The sequence below is a fragment of the Micromonospora sp. NPDC047738 genome (genome assembly GCF_040642675.1).
In the GTDB taxonomy this organism is placed as follows: Bacteria; Actinomycetota; Actinomycetes; order Mycobacteriales; family Micromonosporaceae; genus Micromonospora.
On record NZ_JBEYSO010000034.1, the window covers coordinates 41,449 to 58,620 of the forward strand.

Consider the following 17,172-nt stretch of genomic DNA (forward strand, 5'->3'; position numbering starts at 1 on the left):
CGTGAGCGTCGACCACCAACCGTCCGGGCAGGTCACCGATACCAAACAGCTACGGGGAGCCTTCGGCACCTTCGCCACCGGGGTCACCGTGGTGACCGTGGGCGGCCCGGCTCCGCACGGCATGACCGCCAACTCGTTCACGTCGGTCTCCCTGGACCCGCCCCTGGTGCTGGTCTGCGTGGAGCGGCGGGCGGTCATGCACGAGGCCCTGCAGGCCGCCGGCACGTTCGGGGTGTCGGTGCTGGCCGCCGACCAGGAGAAGGTCGCCCGCCACTTCGCCGACAAGTGGCGGCCGCTCGGCCGGGCCCAGTTCGACGCTGTCGACTGGGTGCCCGGCCGGGCGACCGGGGCGCCGCTGATCGAGGGCGCCCTGGCCCGTTTCGAGTGCACGCTGTGGCAGGCGTACGACGGCGGCGACCACACCATCTTCATCGGTCGGCTGCTGTCGGTGGAACGGCAGCGGGAGGAGGAACCGGTGCTCTTCCTCCGCGGCCGGTTCCGTCAGGTCGGCGCGGAACACAGCGAGGTGGGGCGGTGACCGTCACCAGGAGCCGGGCCGTGCCGCCGGGCCCCTCCGGCGTCGCCCTGCTGCCGACACTGTGGAAGTTCGGCTTCGACCGGCTGGGGCTGATGACCTCGGCGGCCCGTACGTTCGGCGACGCCGTGCGACTCGCCCCCGAGCCGAAGCCGTTCTACTTCTTCAACCATCCGGACCACGCCAAGCACGTGCTGGCCGACAACAGCCGGAACTACCACAAGGGCATCGGCCTGGTGCACGCCCGACGGGCGCTCGGCGACGGGCTGCTGACCAGCGAGGGCGAGCTGTGGCGCAAGCAGCGGCGGGCGATCCAGCCGGTCTTCCAGGCCAAGCGGATCGCGCAGCAGGCCGGGGTGGTCGCCGAGGAGGGGGCCCGGTTCGTGGACCGGCTACGGGCCACCGCGCCCGCACAGCCGGTGGACGTGATCGAAGGACTGACCGACCTGACGCTCGGCGTGCTCGGTCGTACCCTGCTCGACACCGACCTGAGCGCCTACCACTCGGTCGGCCGGTCGTTCGAGGCGATGCAGGACCAGGCGATGTTCGAGTTGGCCACGATGAGCGCCGTACCGATGTGGGTGCCGCTGCCCAAGCAGGTGCGGTTCCGGCGGGCGCGGCGCAACCTGCAACGGGTGGTGGACCGGCTGGTGGCCGACCGGATCGCCCGGGACGGGGAGAGCGTCGCCGGCGACGACGCCCTGTCCCGGCTCATCCAGTCCACCCGGGAGGAGCGCGACCCCCGGGTCGGCCGGCAGCGGATGCGGGACGAACTGATCACGTTGCTGCTGGCCGGGCACGAGACGACGGCCAGCACACTGGGCTGGTCGCTGCACCTGGTCGACGAGCACCCCGAGGTGCGGGAGGGGCTGCACGCCGAGGCGGTCGAGGTCCTGGGCGACCGCCTGCCGACATACGAGGACCTGCACCGGTTGCGCTACACCACCATGGTGGTGGAGGAGGTGATGCGCCTCTTCCCGCCGGTGTGGATGCTGTCCCGCAAGGCGCAGGGCCCGGACACGGTGGCCGGCTACGACGTACGGGCCGGTGCGGACGTGCTGATCTGCCCCTACACGTTGCACCGGCACCCGGCCTTCTGGGCGCAACCCGAGCGGTTCGACCCGGGCCGGTTCGACCCGGCGCACCGGCCCGACCGACCGCGCTATGCCTACCTCCCGTTCGGCGCCGGCCCCCGGTTCTGCGTGGGCAACCACCTGGGCATGCTCGAGGCGGTCTTCGTGCTGGCCCTGATCTCCCGCGAACTGCGGCTGACCAAGGTGCCCGGTTACCGGGCCGTACCCGAGCCGATGCTGTCATTGCGGGTCCGGGGTGGCCTGCCAATGCACGTCCATCCGGTCCGCTGAGGCGGCGACCGACGCCCCCGCACCGACATCGGTGCGGGGGCCGTGTCACGGCCGCAGTTAGCCGTGGCGCGCGCCGATCGTCCGCCGTCGCGCCCGCTCCCGCCGCAGCGCCGATTGCCGGGCGTCCAGCAACGCGAGCAGTACGGGCGGGTCGACGATCCGCATGGGCTGGAGCGAGAGGTCCACCTCCAGGGATCTGTGCCGGGTGATCAGCAGGGGCCCGATGCTGCCGACCCAGGTGGCGTCCGCCGCCGGCACCTTCTCCTCATCCGGTCCGACCGAGTGGGCCAGCAGGTGCCACGCCCCGGCGGGTACCGGGTCGAGAGTGAACTGTCCCGGGGTGTCGAGAATGCGGCACTGCACGGGCCGGCCCTCGGGAATTCGCTGCGGGAACATCCCCACGAAGACCCGGTTCGCGGGCATCCCCGGAGCTCCGGTGATTCGCCCGCGTACCGTCCCTCCCGGCCGGTCGGCGACCGCGTGCCCGTCGGCGATGGGGACGTGGGTGGTGAATCCCCCCAGGCGCCGGAATGTGGTGGGTGACAATCCGACGCTGCGGGTGAACCGCGAGCTGAACGTCCCGACGCTGGAGTAGCCGACTCGCAGGCTGACGTCCGCGACGCTGAGCGAGGTGGACCTCAACAGGCGTTTGGCCTGCTGCAGTCGCAGGGCGGAGAGGAACCGCCCCGGTGAGACTCCGGTGGCTCGTTGGAAGATACGGGTAAAGTGGAACTTGCTGAACAGGGCCGTCTTCGCCATGTCGTCAACAGTCAATTGATCTGCAAGATTCTCTTGCATGTATTCAATGACTCGTTCGGCAGCCCTCACGCTCGGATCCTTCAAAGCCTCCCCCTTGCCAAAACGGCTAGACAGTGGCTCTCGGTGCAATGCGCTCCCATTCTGAATGGCGGAGACGGCTGACTCGTCCCCATCGCAGGCCGCCCTGTCCGCTCGTATCAGATGGGCGTGAGCAATTGGCGTTCACCACTGTCCGTGCCGAGATGATGCTAGCGGGGGCCTGCTGGGGCGTGCAACATCTACGGCGATGACGCGACTACAGTGAGTGACGATCGAGGTGGACTGCAAGGGTGACGCAGCGCAACGACATGGCCGCCTGGCCGTGAAAATGATGATTCACGGTTCCTATTCTTCATCCGGCAACAGGTCGTTGAAGTGTCCTTAATGGTTGCTGAAGATGCTTGGAGTGCGAGGCTGAGCGCTGTCGCAAACTTGTCACAACCTTTGCTATATCGAATAGTCCGACTTCGATGTCCTTCCTGAAAACCCGGCAACTGCGGTGAGTTGTCGATAGCAACCATCAAGCGTCGGGCGGCTGCACTGCGCGTAATCAGGCGCCATGCGGCGAGGCCGGTTGTCGCATCGCGAGCCATTTCGGCGCCCGCGCCGTGATGGTCCGGTTGCGGCGGGCGTCCGGCGGGAGAGGGGTTCGCCGCGGTCGAAGCGGCGGCCCCCGACGCGGACTGTCGTCGTCCCCGGGTCCGGTCAACCACGTCGGTTGCCGAACGAAACCGAGTGCTGGGCGTCGGCGTCCACCTCGGCCGGAGGCCGCCGACCAGCGGCGCGCCGGCGTCCCCGCCAGCCAGGTCACCGAGCTGCCGCCGGAGCCCAGCGAGGTGGCGCTGTCGGTGCGGGGCTGGCGATGGCCGAACGGGGGAGACGGCGGCGGGTCGAGCCGCGGGGGGCTCGGTGGGTGTGAGATGCGGCGACGTCGGCACGCTGTTCGACACCGGCATCTCGCCGAGCGTGCTAACGCCAATGGCGACCAAAGGTTACGGCCTGTAGCGAGTCCGGCGCGTTTGAGCAACTTTGAAGAAGCCCCGCCAACGGAGGGCCTCGTCCGGACCCCGTCGGACCCGCCACCGGTCGACCGAGGCCGCGGGTCGACGCCGAATTCGACGGCATGGTCTAGCGGTTGGCCCTGTCGGCGCTGGGCGGAGCGCGTCCGGACGTGACGACTATGATCGGCTGCCGTGACCGCAGCGGGAAACGACCGACCACCGACCGTCCGCCAGTTGCGCCTCGTCGTCGAGGCCGACGACTACGACGCCGCGGTCGCGTTCTTCCGGGACGCCTTGGGCCTGCCCGAGCAGGCGGCGTACTCGGGCGGTGACGGTGCCCGGGTGGTGATCCTGGAAGCCGGCCGGGCCACCCTGGAACTGGCCAACCCCGCGCAGAAGCGGATGATCGACGAGGTGGAGGTCGGTAGGCAGGTCGCGCCCCGGCTACGGGTGGCGTTCGAAGTGGACGACAGCCGCGCGGTGACCGAGCGCCTGGTCGCCGCCGGCGCCACGGAGGTCGCCCCGCCGACGGTCACCCCGTGGCAGTCGCTCAACGCCCGCCTCGACGGACCCGCCGGCCTGCACCTCACCGTCTTCCAGGAACTGCTCGACTCGGAGGAACGCAGCACCCGGGACGGGTTCGGCACCGACGCCTGACGGACCAAATCCGCCTGCGGTCGGCGTTTCCAGTCGCCATAATCGCGGCCGTGCCCGATCCCGCCACCACACCCGTGCTCACCCCGGCGCAGACCGCCGCCCTGCGGTACGTCCGCGAGGTGGCGCTGCGGGACCGACCTGCGGCGCTGGGCGCCATCGCCCGACAACTCGCCAGCGCGGACCCGCCGTACCGGACCGAGGACGTCATCGCGGCGGTGGCCGCACGCGGGCGGTTGACGCTGAACTTCCACCCGGACCGGCTGCTGCCCGACGGCCGCGCGGTGGCCGAGGCGCTCGACCAGGAGGGCGTTTACCGCAGCCAGTTCGAAACCGGCATCTCCAACGGCGGTCTCACCGCGTTCCCCGGCGGGGACCGGGACCGCTGGGAGGAGACGCTCTTCGGCGGGGCGTACCAGCGGCCCGGTGTGCTCCCCGCGGAACGCCCGAAGTACGGCGGCCTGAACCTGCTGGACCACGCCGACGGCGCCTGCCCCCGGTTCGGCTCCTGCCACCTGCGGCTGCGCCCGGAGGCCCTGGCCAGAGCCACCTTCAGCTTCGGTGACAGCCACACGCAGCCAACGGACTTCGGCACGCTCGACATCTTCGAGCCGGTGCTCGCCGCGCTGCTGTCGGCCACTGCCGGTACCGGCGTCTGCCTCGGCGTGGCCGGCATGGACACCAGCACCCTGCTGCGTGCGCTGCTGCGCCGCCGGGCGCGGCAGTCCGGCGTGGCCGGGCGTGCCCTGGACGACTACATCGAGGCCCAGATCCACGGGGAGCTGAGTCTGGCCCGCGACGTCGAGGCCCTGGTGGTCGACCCGTCGTTCCGGGGCACCGAGGTGGAGCGGATCCTCGCCGGCATCGCTCGGCGGCACGGCTTTCCGCTGCGCTGGCACGCCGGCTTCGAGCTGCCAGTTGACGGCATCGACGCCGAATTCCGGGGTCCGGCGATCCCGCCGCTGGCCGCGCGGGTGCACGCCGAGTTCGCCCGCCCGGGGGAGCCTGTTGACGCCGCCCTGATCGGCCGGGCCGCCGCCTCGGTGCTGCGGGAACCGGACCGTTGGGGCGACCGGGGGCCGATCGAGGTCACCCTCCAGCACCTCAAGCAGCTCTGGCACGTCCTCGTCCGGTTCGGTAACCCGACGGCAGCCTGAGCGCTGTCGGCCCTTGGGGTCTTCGTCCCGTTCCGGTACGACTCGGTCGGCCCGTCCCGCACCCCATGTGACCTGGACCGCAGCCAGGGACCACTCCGGCATATCCGGAATGACGGACACGTCAACCTGGTTGTGTCCCCCGTACGGCCGGAACGTAAACCCGTACCGGTCAGTACTTCCCCCGAGGCTCGCTCACCCCGGAGCGCGTCGTAACGATCGAAAGGGCAACCATCGTGAAGCAGCACTTCACTCGATGGCTCCCCGCCATCGCCAAAACCGCGCAAGACAAGGCCGAACTCGTCGCCCGCCGCCTCCCCGGCCTCGCGAAGACCGCGCAGGACGAGCTCGTTGCCCGCCGGCTGCCCGCCCTCGCGAAGACCGCGCAGGACAAGGCCGAGCTCGTCGCCCGATCGCTTCCCGACATCGCCAAGAACCCGCGCCGCAAGGCCGCGCTGAGCATCGCCGGTGTGGCCGTCCTGGGCGGGCTGGCCATCGGCCCCAGCGCCTTCGCCGCGCCGGTCACCACCGGCCCGCACGCCGGCGCCGTCGCCGCCATCGACCTGGCCACCGGCAACAAGACCGCCACGGTCGAGTCCGGTCTCACCACCGCCAGCGACAAGGTTCCCACCAAGGCCGACCGGCCCAGCCGGGATGAACTCATCCCGCACGGCGTCGAGGGCGCCCAGTCGCGCATCCCGCTCAACGACGAGCAGGTCTCCAACGCCAAGGCCATCGTCAAGGCGGCCAAGGAGACCGGCGTGGGGGAGCGGGGCGCCGTAATCGGCGTCGCGACCTCCCTCCAGGAGTCGAAGCTGTACAACCTCGGCCACCTCGGCACGTACAACGACCACGACTCGGAGGGCCTGTTCCAGCAGCGCCCGTCGTCCGGTTGGGGTACGCCCGAACAGATCACCGACCCCGACTACGCGTCCAAGGCATTCTTCGGTGCGCTGAAGAACGTCGGCGACTGGCAGGACCTGCCGCTGACCGCCGCCGCGCAGACCGTGCAGGTGTCCGCCTTCCCGTACGCGTACGCGCAGTGGGAGGAGCAGGCGGCGGACATCGTCCAGCAGGTCTGGTGACCTCCCGCACCTCGCGAACCGGTCGGCCCTTCTGGGCCGGCCGGTTTCGTCTGCGCTGTCCTTGGTCGCGGTTCGGGTGCGGCCCGCCGTGCCCGGCTCCGGGCGGTCAGGGTTGATCACTGCGCGAACCTCGCGTCGTGGTCCGGCGCCGTCCGGATTTGTGGCCTGCGTGGTTCGCGTCCGGTGTACGTCGTGCCCGCTCGTCGCCCGGATTGTCCGGGCAAGCTCCCCTTTGGCTGGTCCTGGCTGGCGTGTCCTCGGTCCGCCCCTTTGCCGCCTCAGGGCGCGCTGTCGCGGAAAGTGGGGGCCTTGCGGCGCTCTGAGCGGCCCACTTTCCCCGAAAGTGCTGCCTCGTTTGCTGCGCCGAAGCGGTGATCGACTCCGCGTGCGGTATGTGGTGGTGTGGCGGGTGCTGGATACCGCCTGGTGCGGCACCTGGAATGGATCTACGGGGGTTGCCGGCCGCCCGCCCGGGCGTTGTGCTCGGCGATGTCCGGTTTGCGGGTGACGGCCGGCATCGTCTGCCTGGAATCTCTGGCGGCCGGGGGTCGTTGAACACGGGTGCACGGCCGAGGAAGGCGCCCCGCGAGCCGGGGTCGCTCGGGTGGGCCCGGGTCGGAATGTTGGTGGTCCGCCGGTCGTTGCAGATGACTCGCGATCGAGGAAGCCGCCCCCGCGTGTGGTGGGGTGGTCGGGCCCGGAATGTTGGCGGGCCGCCGGTCGTTGTGCATGGTCCCGGCGCCGCGCAGGAGGCGAACCCCCCTCGCCCCGCGAGCCGCTGGTCGACAGACTTTTCCCCCTCTTGTTTGAGCGCCTGACGGTGCTTGCGCACATGTAGCCGACCCCCATCGGTGTGTGCGCCAATCCCCCGAATGGAGCTTTGGTCATGAACTCGATGCTGCGTAAGAGTGTTCTTGGTGTTGCTGGTCTGGCTTTCACCGGTGGTGTGTTCGCCGGTCCGATCGCTGCTCACGCCGATGCCCCGGCCACCGCTGTTGGGAAGCCGGTGGCGGCGGTGCAGGCCGACAAGCCGGACATGGGCAAGCTGATCCCGCATGGTGTGCAGGGCGCCCAGTCGAAGATCACCCTGAACGACGAGCAGACCGCGAACGCGAAGGCGATCATCGCCGCGACGAAGAAGGCCGGCCTGCCGGAACGGGCTGCGGTGATCTCGATCGCCACGAGTCTGCAGGAGTCGAAGCTGGAGAACCTGGGCCACCTCGGCGACGCCAATGACCATGACTCGCTGGGCCTGTTCCAGCAGCGCCCCTCCAGTGGTTGGGGCACGCCGGAGCAGATCACCAACCCCGAGTACGCCACCCTGGCGTTCGAGAAGGGTCTGAAGCAGATCGACGGCTGGCAGGACATGCCGCTGACCAAGGCCGCCCAGACCGTGCAGGTGTCGGCCTACCCGGACGCCTACGCCCAGTGGGAACAGCAGGCCGCCGACCTCGTCGCCCAGCACTGGAACAGCTGACACCACAGCCGAGCACCACAGCCGAGCACCACAGCTGACAACCGAAAGAACGTGAACACGCCGCTGGCCGGCACCCCAAGACGGGTGCCGGCCAGCAGTGTCTCTGAGTTCGGCTTTTCAGGCCACCTGCGGCGGCGCCAACACCGCGCCGGCCGACTCACGCTGGGCGGCATGTCCTGCGCGACCGGCTGAGCGCTGCTCTACAGTGACCCGACCGGTTGCATTTCGCAACCGGGTGGGTCTCGCGGCGGAGGTGCGCGATGGGCAAGCTGATCTACTCGATGATCACGTCGGTGGACGGGTACGTGAGCGACCGCGACGGCAACTTCGGCTGGGGCGCGCCCGAGGCGGAGTCGCACGAGTTCATCAACTCGATCTCCGAGGGCGTCGGGACCTACCTGTACGGGCGGCGGATGTACGAGACGATGGTCTACTGGGAGACCGCGCACACGTTGCCGGACCAGCCGCCGTACATCCTCGATTACGCGCGGGTGTGGCAGGCCGCCGACAAGGTCGTCTACTCCACCACGCTGGACGGTGTCACCACTGGACGGACGCGGCTGGAGCGCACGTTCGACCCGGAGGCGGTGCGCCGGCTCAAGGCGGAGTCCGACCGCGACCTGACCGTGGACGGCCCCACCCTGGCGGCGCACGCGATCCGGGCCGGGCTGGTCGACGAGTACCAGCTGATCGTCGGCCCGGCGGTCGCCGGCGGCGGGCACCGCTTCTTCCCCGGCGACGTGCCGGCCGATCTCGACCTGCTCGACCACCGCGTCTTCAAGAACGGCGTGGTCTACCTGCGCTACGGCATCCAGGACGTCGCCTGACATGACACCCCGGGCGTACACGCTGACCGCGGCCGCCTTCGCCCTGCTGGCTGCCGTTCCGACTACCAGGCCAACGTTTCATGCTGAGCCACTAGGCTGACCAATTTGATTATGAATCGTCAGTGATCATAGATTGGTCGTGTGGACCTTCTTCGACTCTCACAGACTACGGCGCGTCTGTCGGTGTTCACCCGTGACGTTTGGTGGTTGGGCTGGTTCGGGGAGGATTCCGGTGGCGTGGGTCGGCCGTGAGGGTCGGTTCTGCGCGATCGATGGTGGGTCGTTGAGCCGGTGAGCGGGAAGCTGCGGCTGGGCGAAGGCGAGATGGCCCGGACTGCGTGTGCCCGTGCTGTGCTGCGTACCGGTGTGGATGAGGCAACCGGTGAGGTGCTGTCTCGGGCGGTGTTGGCGCAGCGGGTCGGTTGGTGTGCTGATCTGGTGGCGGGCATGGTGGCCGCGCTGGTCGGTGAGCGTTGGAATAGCGTGGATGTGGGGGTGTTGGCTGGCGGGGTGGATGCGGGTGGGCGGAGGTTGCCGTCGCAGGCGTGGATGGCGTTGCGGCGTCTGGGGTGGATGGTCGCTCCGCTTGGGGGTGTGAGGGTCAATGATCGGGTCGTGCGGATGGTGCAGGAGCAGGCGGGGCGTGTTCTGCGTTCGGCGGCGTGGCGTGCCGAGGTGACCGGCGGGGTCCTGGCGGCGTGGCCGGCTGATCCGCGCAAGCGCACTCCCGGCGAGTGGGATCAGGTGCGGGCCTCGATCCCCGGCGGCGAGTATCTGCCGTCCAGCGTTATCAAGGGCCGTATCCGGCAGGTCGTCACGTTCGTCAAGGTCAACGGTCGGCTGCCGGTGGATGTGTTCGAACTCGAAGGGGTTCCGAGGATTCCGCGGATGTTGCTGTTGGCCGCGTGTGATCGGCAGCAGGCCATCATCGAGCGTAGCGACACCGACCCGGGCAGGGCGCTGCTGCGCTTGCAACTGCCGTCACGTCCGGATCCGCGGACGTATCGGGACTGGACGTGGGTGGCGTGTCCGATCCGGTTGCCGTCCACGGTTCCCGCCTTGGCGGTGCTGCACCTGCCCACCCTCCGCCTCACCGACGGCAAGGTGCGTGCCGACATGGCATACACCCATGCCGTGCCGAAAGCCGCGCGCACCGGCCACACGGTGGCGGTCGGTGTGGATTGGGGCCTCAACACCCTCCTCAGCGCCGGTGCCCTACGACTGGGAAAGGACGGGCGGATCACGGCGTTGGGGGCGGGTGGACAGTTCCGGGCCGCTGGGGTCCTGGCCAAGCAGCACCGGCTGCGCCGTCACAGTGAGGGGCTGCATGCCAAGGCCGACCAGTACCAGCGGCTCATCGGCGGTGACGAGCGGCATCACCTTGTCGGCAAGCATGCGGTGATCCGGGACGAGATCCGCCACGTGTCCGCCCGCCGTTCGAACTTGAACGATGCGCTTGCGTGGGCTGCCGCCCGCTGGACCGTCGACCAGGCGATCGCCGCCCGGGCGACGGTGATCTATCTGGAAGACCTGCGGTCGATGGAAGCGCGGGGCATGGGGCACAGCCTGAACACGCGCCTGTCCCAGCAGGTCCGCGGAAAGATCAGCGACCGGATGCGGCACCTCGCCGCCGAGCACGGTATCGCCGTGGTCACCGTCCCCGCCCGGAACACCTCCAAGCACTGCCCGCAATGTTTGACCCCGCTACAGCACCGTAAAGCCCCCGACCGGCCCACCACACCGGGATGGAAGTGGGCCATCTGCCCCAACCAGTCCTGCCGCTGGCAGGGCGACCGCGACCACGGCGCCTGGCGGCGTATCGCCGCCCGCGGCCTCACCCACCAGGGCAAGACCGTCACCGAGAAGACCAGCGGCGCGATGGTGATCCGCTCGGTCGTCGACGGGCTCGAAGCCGCAGCCGTTGTCACCCCCAGCACCTCCAAGACCAGTCGGAGGGACCGGTCGAAGACCGGCCCCACCCGGCGCAAGCCAACACGCCCCGCGCCCAGGCGACGCGGGGCAACCTCCCCCACCAGACCTCACGGTCAGGCGGGCAAGCGTCCGGAGGGACACGCACCAACGGACCGGAAGCTGCCCCGCGCAGCCCACCGACACCAGGGCGTGAACACGATCAGCACACCCACCGCTGGCCACCGGCCACGAGGAGCCGCACTGGGCGCGGGATTCCATCTCCACGTCCATGCATCTCCACCGCGGTGGGAAACGATCCCGGAAACCCCATCCGACTCAGGATCGCTAAGCTGATCAGGGACGCTGATAGCGGTTGCAAAATGCAACCAGATACTTGGGCGGAGAGATGGCCAAGCTGATCAACACGGACATCGTGTCCCTCGACGGGTTCGTGAACGACGAGAACGTCAAGTTCGGCTGGAGCGAGCCGGTCGAAGAGGTGCACCGCTTCCTCAACGACCTGGACCGGGGCATCGGCACCCACCTGTACGGCCGCCGGCTCTACGACGTGATGTCCTACTGGGAGACGGCGCACGAGGAGCCCGGCCACCCCGACTTCATCCTCGACTACAGCGAGATCTGGCGCTCCGCCGACAAGATCGTGTATTCGTCCACGCTGGAGGAGCCGCGCAGCGCCCGCACCCGCATCGAGCGCACGTTCGACCCGGAGGCGGTTCGCGCGCTCAAGGAGTCGGCCACGCGCGACCTGGCGATCGGCGGCGCCAACCTGGCCGCCCAGGCCCACCGGGCCGGCCTGGTCGACGAAATCTGCCTGGTCATCTGCCCGGTGCTCGTCGGCGGTGGCACGCGCGCCCTCCCCGACGGCGTCCGCCGCAACCTGACCCTGCTCGACCAGCACACCTTCTCGAAGGGCACGATCTTCGCGCGTTATCGCGTGGACGGCTGACCCAGCATCCGCGCGCAGGCTGCCGTCGGGCAAGGCCCCGCGATGCGCCAGCTCGAACAGCGCCGCGAGCGTCCGGGCCGCAGCCCGGACGTCCGGGCCGTCTCTGGGCAGGTAGGCGCACGAAAGAGCCCCGGACCACCTGGCGTGGGGTCCGGGGCTCTCGGGTGCTGTGGGCGGGCTACAGCGGTTCGAGGTTGTCGATCTCGTCGTTGGTGTAGGCGGCGGTCCGGCCGTCCGCCTGCTTGACGACCTTTTCCTGCGACTCGCGATACCAACGCTCGGCGTTGGCGCTGTACGGCGCGTAGAGGTCCGCGTTGGCCCCGAGTGTGCCAAGGAACGAGGCGTTGTAATCGGGGCTGCGCCCCATCCAGCCGTAGCTCATCCGCGCCCATGCCTCGGAGGGGAAGATCTCCCGATCATCGCGGCGGCTCTCGATATACCCCTTGCCGGTGACGGGGCGTCACCGGCGCTCGCTCTGCAGCCGTAGCTGGGCGAACCCGCGGTTGGCCACGGTGGTGAGCAGCACGGCGGAACTGACGTGCGTGCGTCCGGTGGAGAGGTCCCGCCAGACCCGTTCGAGGCGTTCCCCCTCACGCACGGCTGTGCTGCCGGCCGTCGGCTGGATGATCTCGTCGACGGCCCGCCAGGCCAGCGAAGTCGCCTCTCGGCAGGTCAACGCGATCCGCAGGTCCTCCTCGGCGGTGAACGCTCCGAGCGGTTGCTCGGACAGCTCGTGCCACCGCCGCGCCGTGGCGAGCACGAGTGTCTCGGCGGCGTCGATCATGCTGCTGGCCTGCCCGTACCAGAGCTGGAAGTCGGGGTCGTCCACTCTGGGCGGGAACGGCGGGAGGATCGTGGTGCGGGAGAACATCAACTCCGTGTAGGCGTCAAGCGCGCCCTGGCACATGCCGACCGCGATGTGTGCGCCCTCCAAGGCCATCGAGCTGGCCGGCGCACCGCCGTACTGCGGGTGCTCGTGCAGGTCCCGCCCGGGGGTGCCGCCGGTCACCGAGATCTCGGTGAAGTCCACCTCCAGGCCGAAGTGGCTGGGGATGTGCCCGTCGGAGATCCGGATGCTGTGCGACCCGCTGCCCTTGAGGCCCAGCTGCCAGCCCCAGTCGTCGAGCATCTCCCACTGATCACGGGGCACGATGAACAACAGCGGGCGTGGCGGTTTCCCGTCATCCTCGACGATCATCGTGTTGCCGATCAGGTGGGTCGCGTACGGCGCGCCGGAGCAGTACTTCCAGACGCCGTTCAGGATCCAGCCGCCATCCGCGGCGCGCCTGGCTGTCCCGTGCGGGGCGTTGACGAGCGGTGCGATGAAGTCGCCGCCCTTGAAGATCTCGGCCTGCGCCTTCTCCCCGAACATGCTGCCGGCGAACAGCGAATGCGCCGCGCCCAGGCAGTACATCCAACCGGTCGACGCGCAGGCCCGGGTCAGGATCATCACGATCTGCAGGAAGGTGTCGAAGCCGAACTCGTAGCCGCCGTAGCGCTTGGGCACCGTGATGCGGTAGAAGCCGGCGTCCCGGAACGCCCGGTGGGTGTCCTCGGCGTAGTAGGTTCGCTCCTCCGTCTCACGCTGACGGGCCACCAGGGCGGGCGCCATGGCCCTGGCCCGCTCGATCAGCACGGCCGGGGTGACGTCGGGCTCGGATGGCAGGGCCATGCCCTGCACGTCGTTCGCGGTGACGGTCATGGTGTCAACCTCTCAGATCGTCGAATCCGGGTCGGCCACCATCTCGCCGATCACGCTGAGATACCCGGCCACCTGCTCTTCGATCTCGGCGCGATCGAACAGGTGGCGGCTGAAGCTGAGCCCGCCAACCACTTCGGTGTTGCTCAGGTGCATCGACCAGATCATGCCGTCCGGGGTCTCGGAGCCGACTGGCTGCGGGATGACCCGCCGCCAGATCGCCGTGTACTCGAGGTCGCCGATCCGCTTGCCCTGCATCAGGTAGGGCGGCTGGACGGCCTGGAACAGGCACGGCACCGCGTCGGGGCCGACCGATGCCATCAGCTCGGGCGCCTCGGCGAGCACGTGCAGCAGCGGCAGCTCATGCTTGAAGGCGCCGACGCAGGCCGTCCTGGTGCGGGCGACGGCATCGCGGAAGGTCCGGCAGTCGCGCAGATCCACCCGGAGCGGGAGGAAGTTGAAGAACGACCCGACCGTGGACTGGAAGCGGTGCTGGCGGCCCGGCGCGAACGTGGGCACCACGATGTCGGTCGCCTGGGTGCGCCGGTTCACAAAGACGGCGAACGCGGCGAGCAGCACCATGAACGGGGAACTGCGCGTCTCCCTGGCCAGCCGAGACACTTCTGTGCTTAGGCGCGCGTCGGTGGCGAAGCGGTGATAGCTCGTCGCCGGGGCCACCTGCTCGTCGCGGCGCGCAGGCGCGACCAGGATCCGGGCGCCGCGCAGCGTTTCACGCCAGTAGGCCCGTGCGGCAGCCACCGTCGGCCCAGCGGCCTCCTCCTGCTGTGCGGCGATGTAGTCGCGGTACTGGGTCACCTCGGGCAACTGGGGCTCGTCCCCGGCCGCACGAGCCGCGTAGCATTCCGCCAAGTCCCGCAGGATCACCTGGAGCGACCAGACGTCCGCGGCGCTGTGGTGGGTGCAGAGCACCAGCACGGAGTCCTGCTCGTCGAAGCGGCCCAGCACGGCCCGCAGCAGCGGGACCTCGTCGATCGGGAACGGCCGGGTCTCCGCCTCGATCATGAGCTGCTCAGCGCGCCGGTCCCGGTCCGCGCCCGGCGACCCGTCCAGATCGATCAGCTGCAGCTCGGGCTGCCGGGCGGGCAGCACGCTCTGCGTGCCACCGCCGTCCTCAAGGTGCAACACGGTACGCAGCGCCTCGTGCCGCTCGACCACGTCGGCCAGCGCCAGCCGCAGAACCTGCACGTCGACGCGTCCGTGGAGCCGCCACCCGCCGACCTCCACGTAGTGTGGCCCGAACGGCCCGGCTTCGAAGCCTTGGGCGAACATGCAGAGGAACTGCTGCTGCAGTGAGAGCACCGTGGGTGCCTGCTGGACTTCCGGAAAGGTTGTCATGTGGGATCTCTCCTCGGTGGGGGCTGACGTCGGCGTTGTGGTGGGCATCGATCAGCGCGCCGCGTTCCAGCTCGTCGACGACCAACTGGAGTTCGTCTGCCAGGTAGCAGTCGTCCTCGAGGGTTGGCACGAGCAACCGGATGGTGTCAGGCAGGCCGAGCGCCTCGCCGTCGAGATCGACGTTCTGACCGTCGTCACTTGTGCTCCCGCGTGGTGTGGCGAACGGATGGTCACTGCCCTGCTACGTGGCCGCGCCTCGATGTCATCACCGCCTGGAGGGCCGCCGCATCTTCGTGGTTGCCGCAGCCTGCCCACCGGGCAAGAGGTGAGCCAGGTGGACCCATGACGCGCGCCACGGCGGCGCCCCGCAAAGATGGAGAGCCAGCACGCCGTTGCGGAGGACGCCGTCCGCGCCGGGAAGACCGCCAGGCTGCCGACGGCCTGTCAGGCGCCGAGCCGGATACGCTCCGCTTCCGACTGTGGCATCTTCTGCGGACCTTGGCCGTCGTTGGCGGTGGCCGATTCCACGTGTTGCGCGTACCCGTCAAGCAGTTGCTGAGCCTGGGCGTTAGCCCGGCTGAATCGCGCGGCCAGATCCTCGCCGTCGACCAGCACGTCGTGCATGGCCTGCATGCCGGCGCTTTGGATGGGCAGGAAATTGCCAAACACCGCGCCACGGGTGGCGGGGGAGTCGGGGCTTGTGCGGAGTTGGTCGATGGCGGGCCGGTAGTGCGGATTCTGGTCGAACCAGCCCTCGCTGGTGAGCAGGTCGATCGACGCCTCGGTAGTAGGGACGAACGTCCGCCCGTGGTCGTAGATGCTGGTGGCGTTGCGGGGGTTGTTCAGAAACTGCATGAGGGCCAGCGCGCCGTCGCGGGTCGGTTCGTCCAGCCCGTCGCGCAGCCACAGCGACTCACCGGCAATCAGGTTCCCCGCGTACCCGGCCCGCTCGTTGTAGGGCATCCGGCTGACCTGCACGCGGAACCCGGCCTTGCGGGCCGCCCGGACGATAGGCCCGGTCTCGACCGATGAGCTGACCAGCATCGCCGCGTCTCCCTTGGCGAACGCTTCCATGCAACCCCACCAGTCCGACTGCTTGCCCGTGTAGAGGTAGTGGCCTGCCCGGTGCAGGTCCCTCCACCAGGTCACGTAGGCCAGCATCTCGGGCGACATGAAGTCGACCTTCTCGCTCCGGCCCGACCTGCCGTTCTCGTGGTCGGCGAGCAGGCCCCCCTGCTGAGCCACGGACTGCTGGAAGAGCCAGCCGAAATTGGGCCAGGTGATCCCGGCGCGGCGCGCGCCGTCCCGTCCCGCCAGGGCGGCGCACGCGGCTTCCACCTCCGCCCAGGTGCTCGGTGGTTCGGCGATCCCGGCGGCGCGCAGCGCGTCGATGTTGGAGTAGAGCAGGACGGTGGAGGTGTTGCGCGGCATCGAGCTCAGGTCGCCGTCGAACGTGTAGTACGCCCGCATGTTGGCCACGATGTCGTCGAGGACCACAGGCTCACCGAGGATCTCCTCCCGCCCGGCCACTGCCTTGGTCACCGAGGTGAACAACGGCCGCCCGTCCGGGTCGCGTACGTCCTGGGCCTCCTGGAGGTACGTGTACTGGTACGCGGCAATGTGCGGCGCTGTTCCGGCACGCGCGGCCCGTGCCACCTCTCGGGGGAAGGCACCCACGTTGACGGCTTCGACGACAGCCCGGTACTGCGGGTGCCTGCGGTTGAACTCCGCTGCCTGTTTCCGGATCGGGTCGACGAGCTGTTGCCACATCGGCCAGCGATTGAGCCAGACGTTGATTGTGATCTTTCCGGCTGGTTCATGCATGAGTCTCGCCATCTCAGGTCGGTACCGGGAGCTTCATCGGAATTTCATGCTCCGCGCCGCCGTCGGCGGTCGCATCTCCACGCTTGCTTCGGGCCCTCCCGCAGGCCGGCGCGCGTGCAGAGGACTTGCCCGGCACCGGCAAGGTCGACCGCCGCCTGCTGGCCGAACCGGGCCAGCAGGCGGCGCACCCGGCCGACGGCGAGACAGCAGCTCAGAAGATGTGTCGCAGTGACCCGGCTGCCAGAGTCATTCCCGACGCCGTCCTGACTCGAGGAGGGTCAATGGAAACAGTCACCATGCTGCCGCGAAGCGAGCTGCTGAGGCGCGCGGTCGAGCTTGGCCCCGTGCTGAGGGCCAATGCGCAGGCGTCGGAGCAGCGCAGGCGGCTCAGCGATGAGATGCTCGAAGCGCTGGGCGGCTCCGGTCTGCTGCGCATGCGGGTGCCCCAGCGCTACGGGGGCTACGAGTCGGACATGCGGACCGTCGCCGAGGTGGTGGCCGAGCTCGCCCGCGGTGACGG

The 17,172-nt window shown here is 69.4% G+C and carries 15 protein-coding genes and 1 pseudogene; 11 read left to right on the top strand and 5 right to left on the bottom strand.

Going from position 1 to position 17,172, the window contains the following annotated elements:
- The first annotated feature begins 1 nt into the window (after window position 1).
- Window positions 2–538, top strand: coding sequence for a flavin reductase family protein (locus ABZ783_RS32165; RefSeq protein ID WP_357445079.1), 537 nt, complete (start codon window positions 2–4; stop codon window positions 536–538).
- Window positions 535–1,899, top strand: coding sequence for a cytochrome P450 (locus tag ABZ783_RS32170; RefSeq protein ID WP_357445082.1), 1,365 nt, complete (start codon window positions 535–537; stop codon window positions 1,897–1,899). Before ABZ783_RS32165 ends, ABZ783_RS32170 begins: the two co-directional genes overlap by 4 nt.
- A 57-nt stretch (window positions 1,900–1,956) precedes the next feature.
- Here ABZ783_RS32170 and ABZ783_RS32175 read toward each other — a convergent pair whose 3' ends face one another.
- Window positions 1,957–2,697 (bottom strand): helix-turn-helix transcriptional regulator, encoded by a 741-nt coding sequence (locus ABZ783_RS32175; protein WP_357445085.1) that lies wholly within the window; start codon window positions 2,695–2,697, stop codon window positions 1,957–1,959.
- Window positions 2,698–3,890: 1,193 nt separating this feature from the next.
- Here ABZ783_RS32175 and ABZ783_RS32180 point away from each other — a divergent pair.
- The 7 genes from ABZ783_RS32180 (at window position 3,891) to ABZ783_RS32210 (ending at window position 11,773) form a co-directional block, all read left to right on the top strand.
- A complete protein-coding gene (locus ABZ783_RS32180; protein ID WP_357445088.1) occupies window positions 3,891–4,355 on the top strand; it encodes a VOC family protein in 465 nt (154 codons plus the stop codon).
- A gap of 50 nt (window positions 4,356–4,405) precedes the next feature.
- Window positions 4,406–5,509 carry a DUF3626 domain-containing protein gene (locus tag ABZ783_RS32185; RefSeq protein ID WP_357445091.1) on the top strand — a complete coding sequence of 368 codons (1,104 nt, stop codon included), beginning with the start codon at window positions 4,406–4,408 and terminating at the stop codon, window positions 5,507–5,509.
- 422 nt (window positions 5,510–5,931) lie between these two features.
- Window positions 5,932–6,591 (top strand): hypothetical protein, encoded by a 660-nt coding sequence (locus tag ABZ783_RS32190; RefSeq protein WP_357445121.1) that lies wholly within the window; start codon window positions 5,932–5,934, stop codon window positions 6,589–6,591.
- Window positions 6,592–7,477: 886 nt separating this feature from the next.
- Window positions 7,478–8,068 (top strand): hypothetical protein, encoded by a 591-nt coding sequence (locus tag ABZ783_RS32195; protein WP_357445094.1) that lies wholly within the window; start codon window positions 7,478–7,480, stop codon window positions 8,066–8,068.
- Window positions 8,069–8,328: 260 nt separating this feature from the next.
- Window positions 8,329–8,895: a dihydrofolate reductase family protein gene (locus ABZ783_RS32200; RefSeq protein ID WP_357445096.1), complete on the top strand. Its 567-nt coding sequence runs from the start codon at window positions 8,329–8,331 to the stop codon at window positions 8,893–8,895.
- A 621-nt stretch (window positions 8,896–9,516) separates the two neighbouring features.
- Window positions 9,517–11,160 (top strand): zinc ribbon domain-containing protein, encoded by a 1,644-nt coding sequence (locus ABZ783_RS32205; protein ID WP_357445124.1) that lies wholly within the window; start codon window positions 9,517–9,519, stop codon window positions 11,158–11,160.
- A 52-nt stretch (window positions 11,161–11,212) separates the two neighbouring features.
- Complete coding sequence (locus ABZ783_RS32210; protein ID WP_357445099.1) at window positions 11,213–11,773, top strand: dihydrofolate reductase family protein; 561 nt, start codon at window positions 11,213–11,215, stop codon at window positions 11,771–11,773.
- A gap of 244 nt (window positions 11,774–12,017) precedes the next feature.
- Here the strand turns inward: ABZ783_RS32210 and ABZ783_RS32215 are convergent.
- The 3 genes and pseudogenes from ABZ783_RS32215 to ABZ783_RS32225 all read right to left on the bottom strand — a co-directional run.
- Window positions 12,018–12,209, bottom strand: a pseudogene (locus tag ABZ783_RS32215) (4-hydroxyphenylacetate 3-hydroxylase N-terminal domain-containing protein); the annotation flags it as partial.
- 24 nt (window positions 12,210–12,233) lie between these two features.
- Complete coding sequence (locus tag ABZ783_RS32220; protein WP_357445102.1) at window positions 12,234–13,475, bottom strand: acyl-CoA dehydrogenase family protein; 1,242 nt, start codon at window positions 13,473–13,475, stop codon at window positions 12,234–12,236.
- Between the two features lie 12 nt (window positions 13,476–13,487).
- A complete protein-coding gene (locus ABZ783_RS32225; protein ID WP_357445105.1) occupies window positions 13,488–14,828 on the bottom strand; it encodes a condensation domain-containing protein in 1,341 nt (446 codons plus the stop codon).
- On the opposite strand from ABZ783_RS32225, the gene ABZ783_RS32230 reads away from it, so the two are divergent.
- Window positions 14,827–15,174 carry a hypothetical protein gene (locus tag ABZ783_RS32230; protein ID WP_357445108.1) on the top strand — a complete coding sequence of 116 codons (348 nt, stop codon included), beginning with the start codon at window positions 14,827–14,829 and terminating at the stop codon, window positions 15,172–15,174. The two genes, ABZ783_RS32225 and ABZ783_RS32230, sit on opposite strands and share 2 nt — an antisense overlap.
- Window positions 15,175–15,272: 98 nt before the next feature.
- On the opposite strand, the gene ABZ783_RS32235 is transcribed toward ABZ783_RS32230, so the two are convergent.
- On the bottom strand, window positions 15,273–16,652 hold the full coding sequence (locus ABZ783_RS32235) for an extracellular solute-binding protein (RefSeq protein ID WP_357445111.1): 1,380 nt from the start codon (window positions 16,650–16,652) through the stop codon (window positions 15,273–15,275).
- 281 nt (window positions 16,653–16,933) lie between these two features.
- On the opposite strand from ABZ783_RS32235, the gene ABZ783_RS32240 reads away from it, so the two are divergent.
- On the top strand, window positions 16,934–17,172 hold a 239-nt coding region (locus ABZ783_RS32240), incomplete at its 3' end, for an acyl-CoA dehydrogenase family protein (RefSeq protein ID WP_357445115.1).

Bases quoted from the DNA above. Each gene is read 5' to 3' on its own strand.
- ABZ783_RS32235 (WP_357445111.1), bottom strand. From the start codon at position 16,652: ATGCATGAACCAGCCGGAAAGATCACAATCAACGTCTGGCTCAATCGC.
- ABZ783_RS32205 (WP_357445124.1), top strand. From the start codon at position 9,517: ATGGTGCAGGAGCAGGCGGGGCGTGTTCTGCGTTCGGCGGCGTGGCGT.
- ABZ783_RS32225 (WP_357445105.1), bottom strand. From the start codon at position 14,828: ATGACAACCTTTCCGGAAGTCCAGCAGGCACCCACGGTGCTCTCACTG.
- ABZ783_RS32200 (WP_357445096.1), top strand. From the start codon at position 8,329: ATGGGCAAGCTGATCTACTCGATGATCACGTCGGTGGACGGGTACGTG.
- ABZ783_RS32220 (WP_357445102.1), bottom strand. From the start codon at position 13,475: ATGACCGTCACCGCGAACGACGTGCAGGGCATGGCCCTGCCATCCGAG.
- ABZ783_RS32230 (WP_357445108.1), top strand. From the start codon at position 14,827: ATGTGGGATCTCTCCTCGGTGGGGGCTGACGTCGGCGTTGTGGTGGGC.
- ABZ783_RS32210 (WP_357445099.1), top strand. From the start codon at position 11,213: ATGGCCAAGCTGATCAACACGGACATCGTGTCCCTCGACGGGTTCGTG.
- ABZ783_RS32195 (WP_357445094.1), top strand. From the start codon at position 7,478: ATGAACTCGATGCTGCGTAAGAGTGTTCTTGGTGTTGCTGGTCTGGCT.
- ABZ783_RS32175 (WP_357445085.1), bottom strand. From the start codon at position 2,697: ATGCAAGAGAATCTTGCAGATCAATTGACTGTTGACGACATGGCGAAG.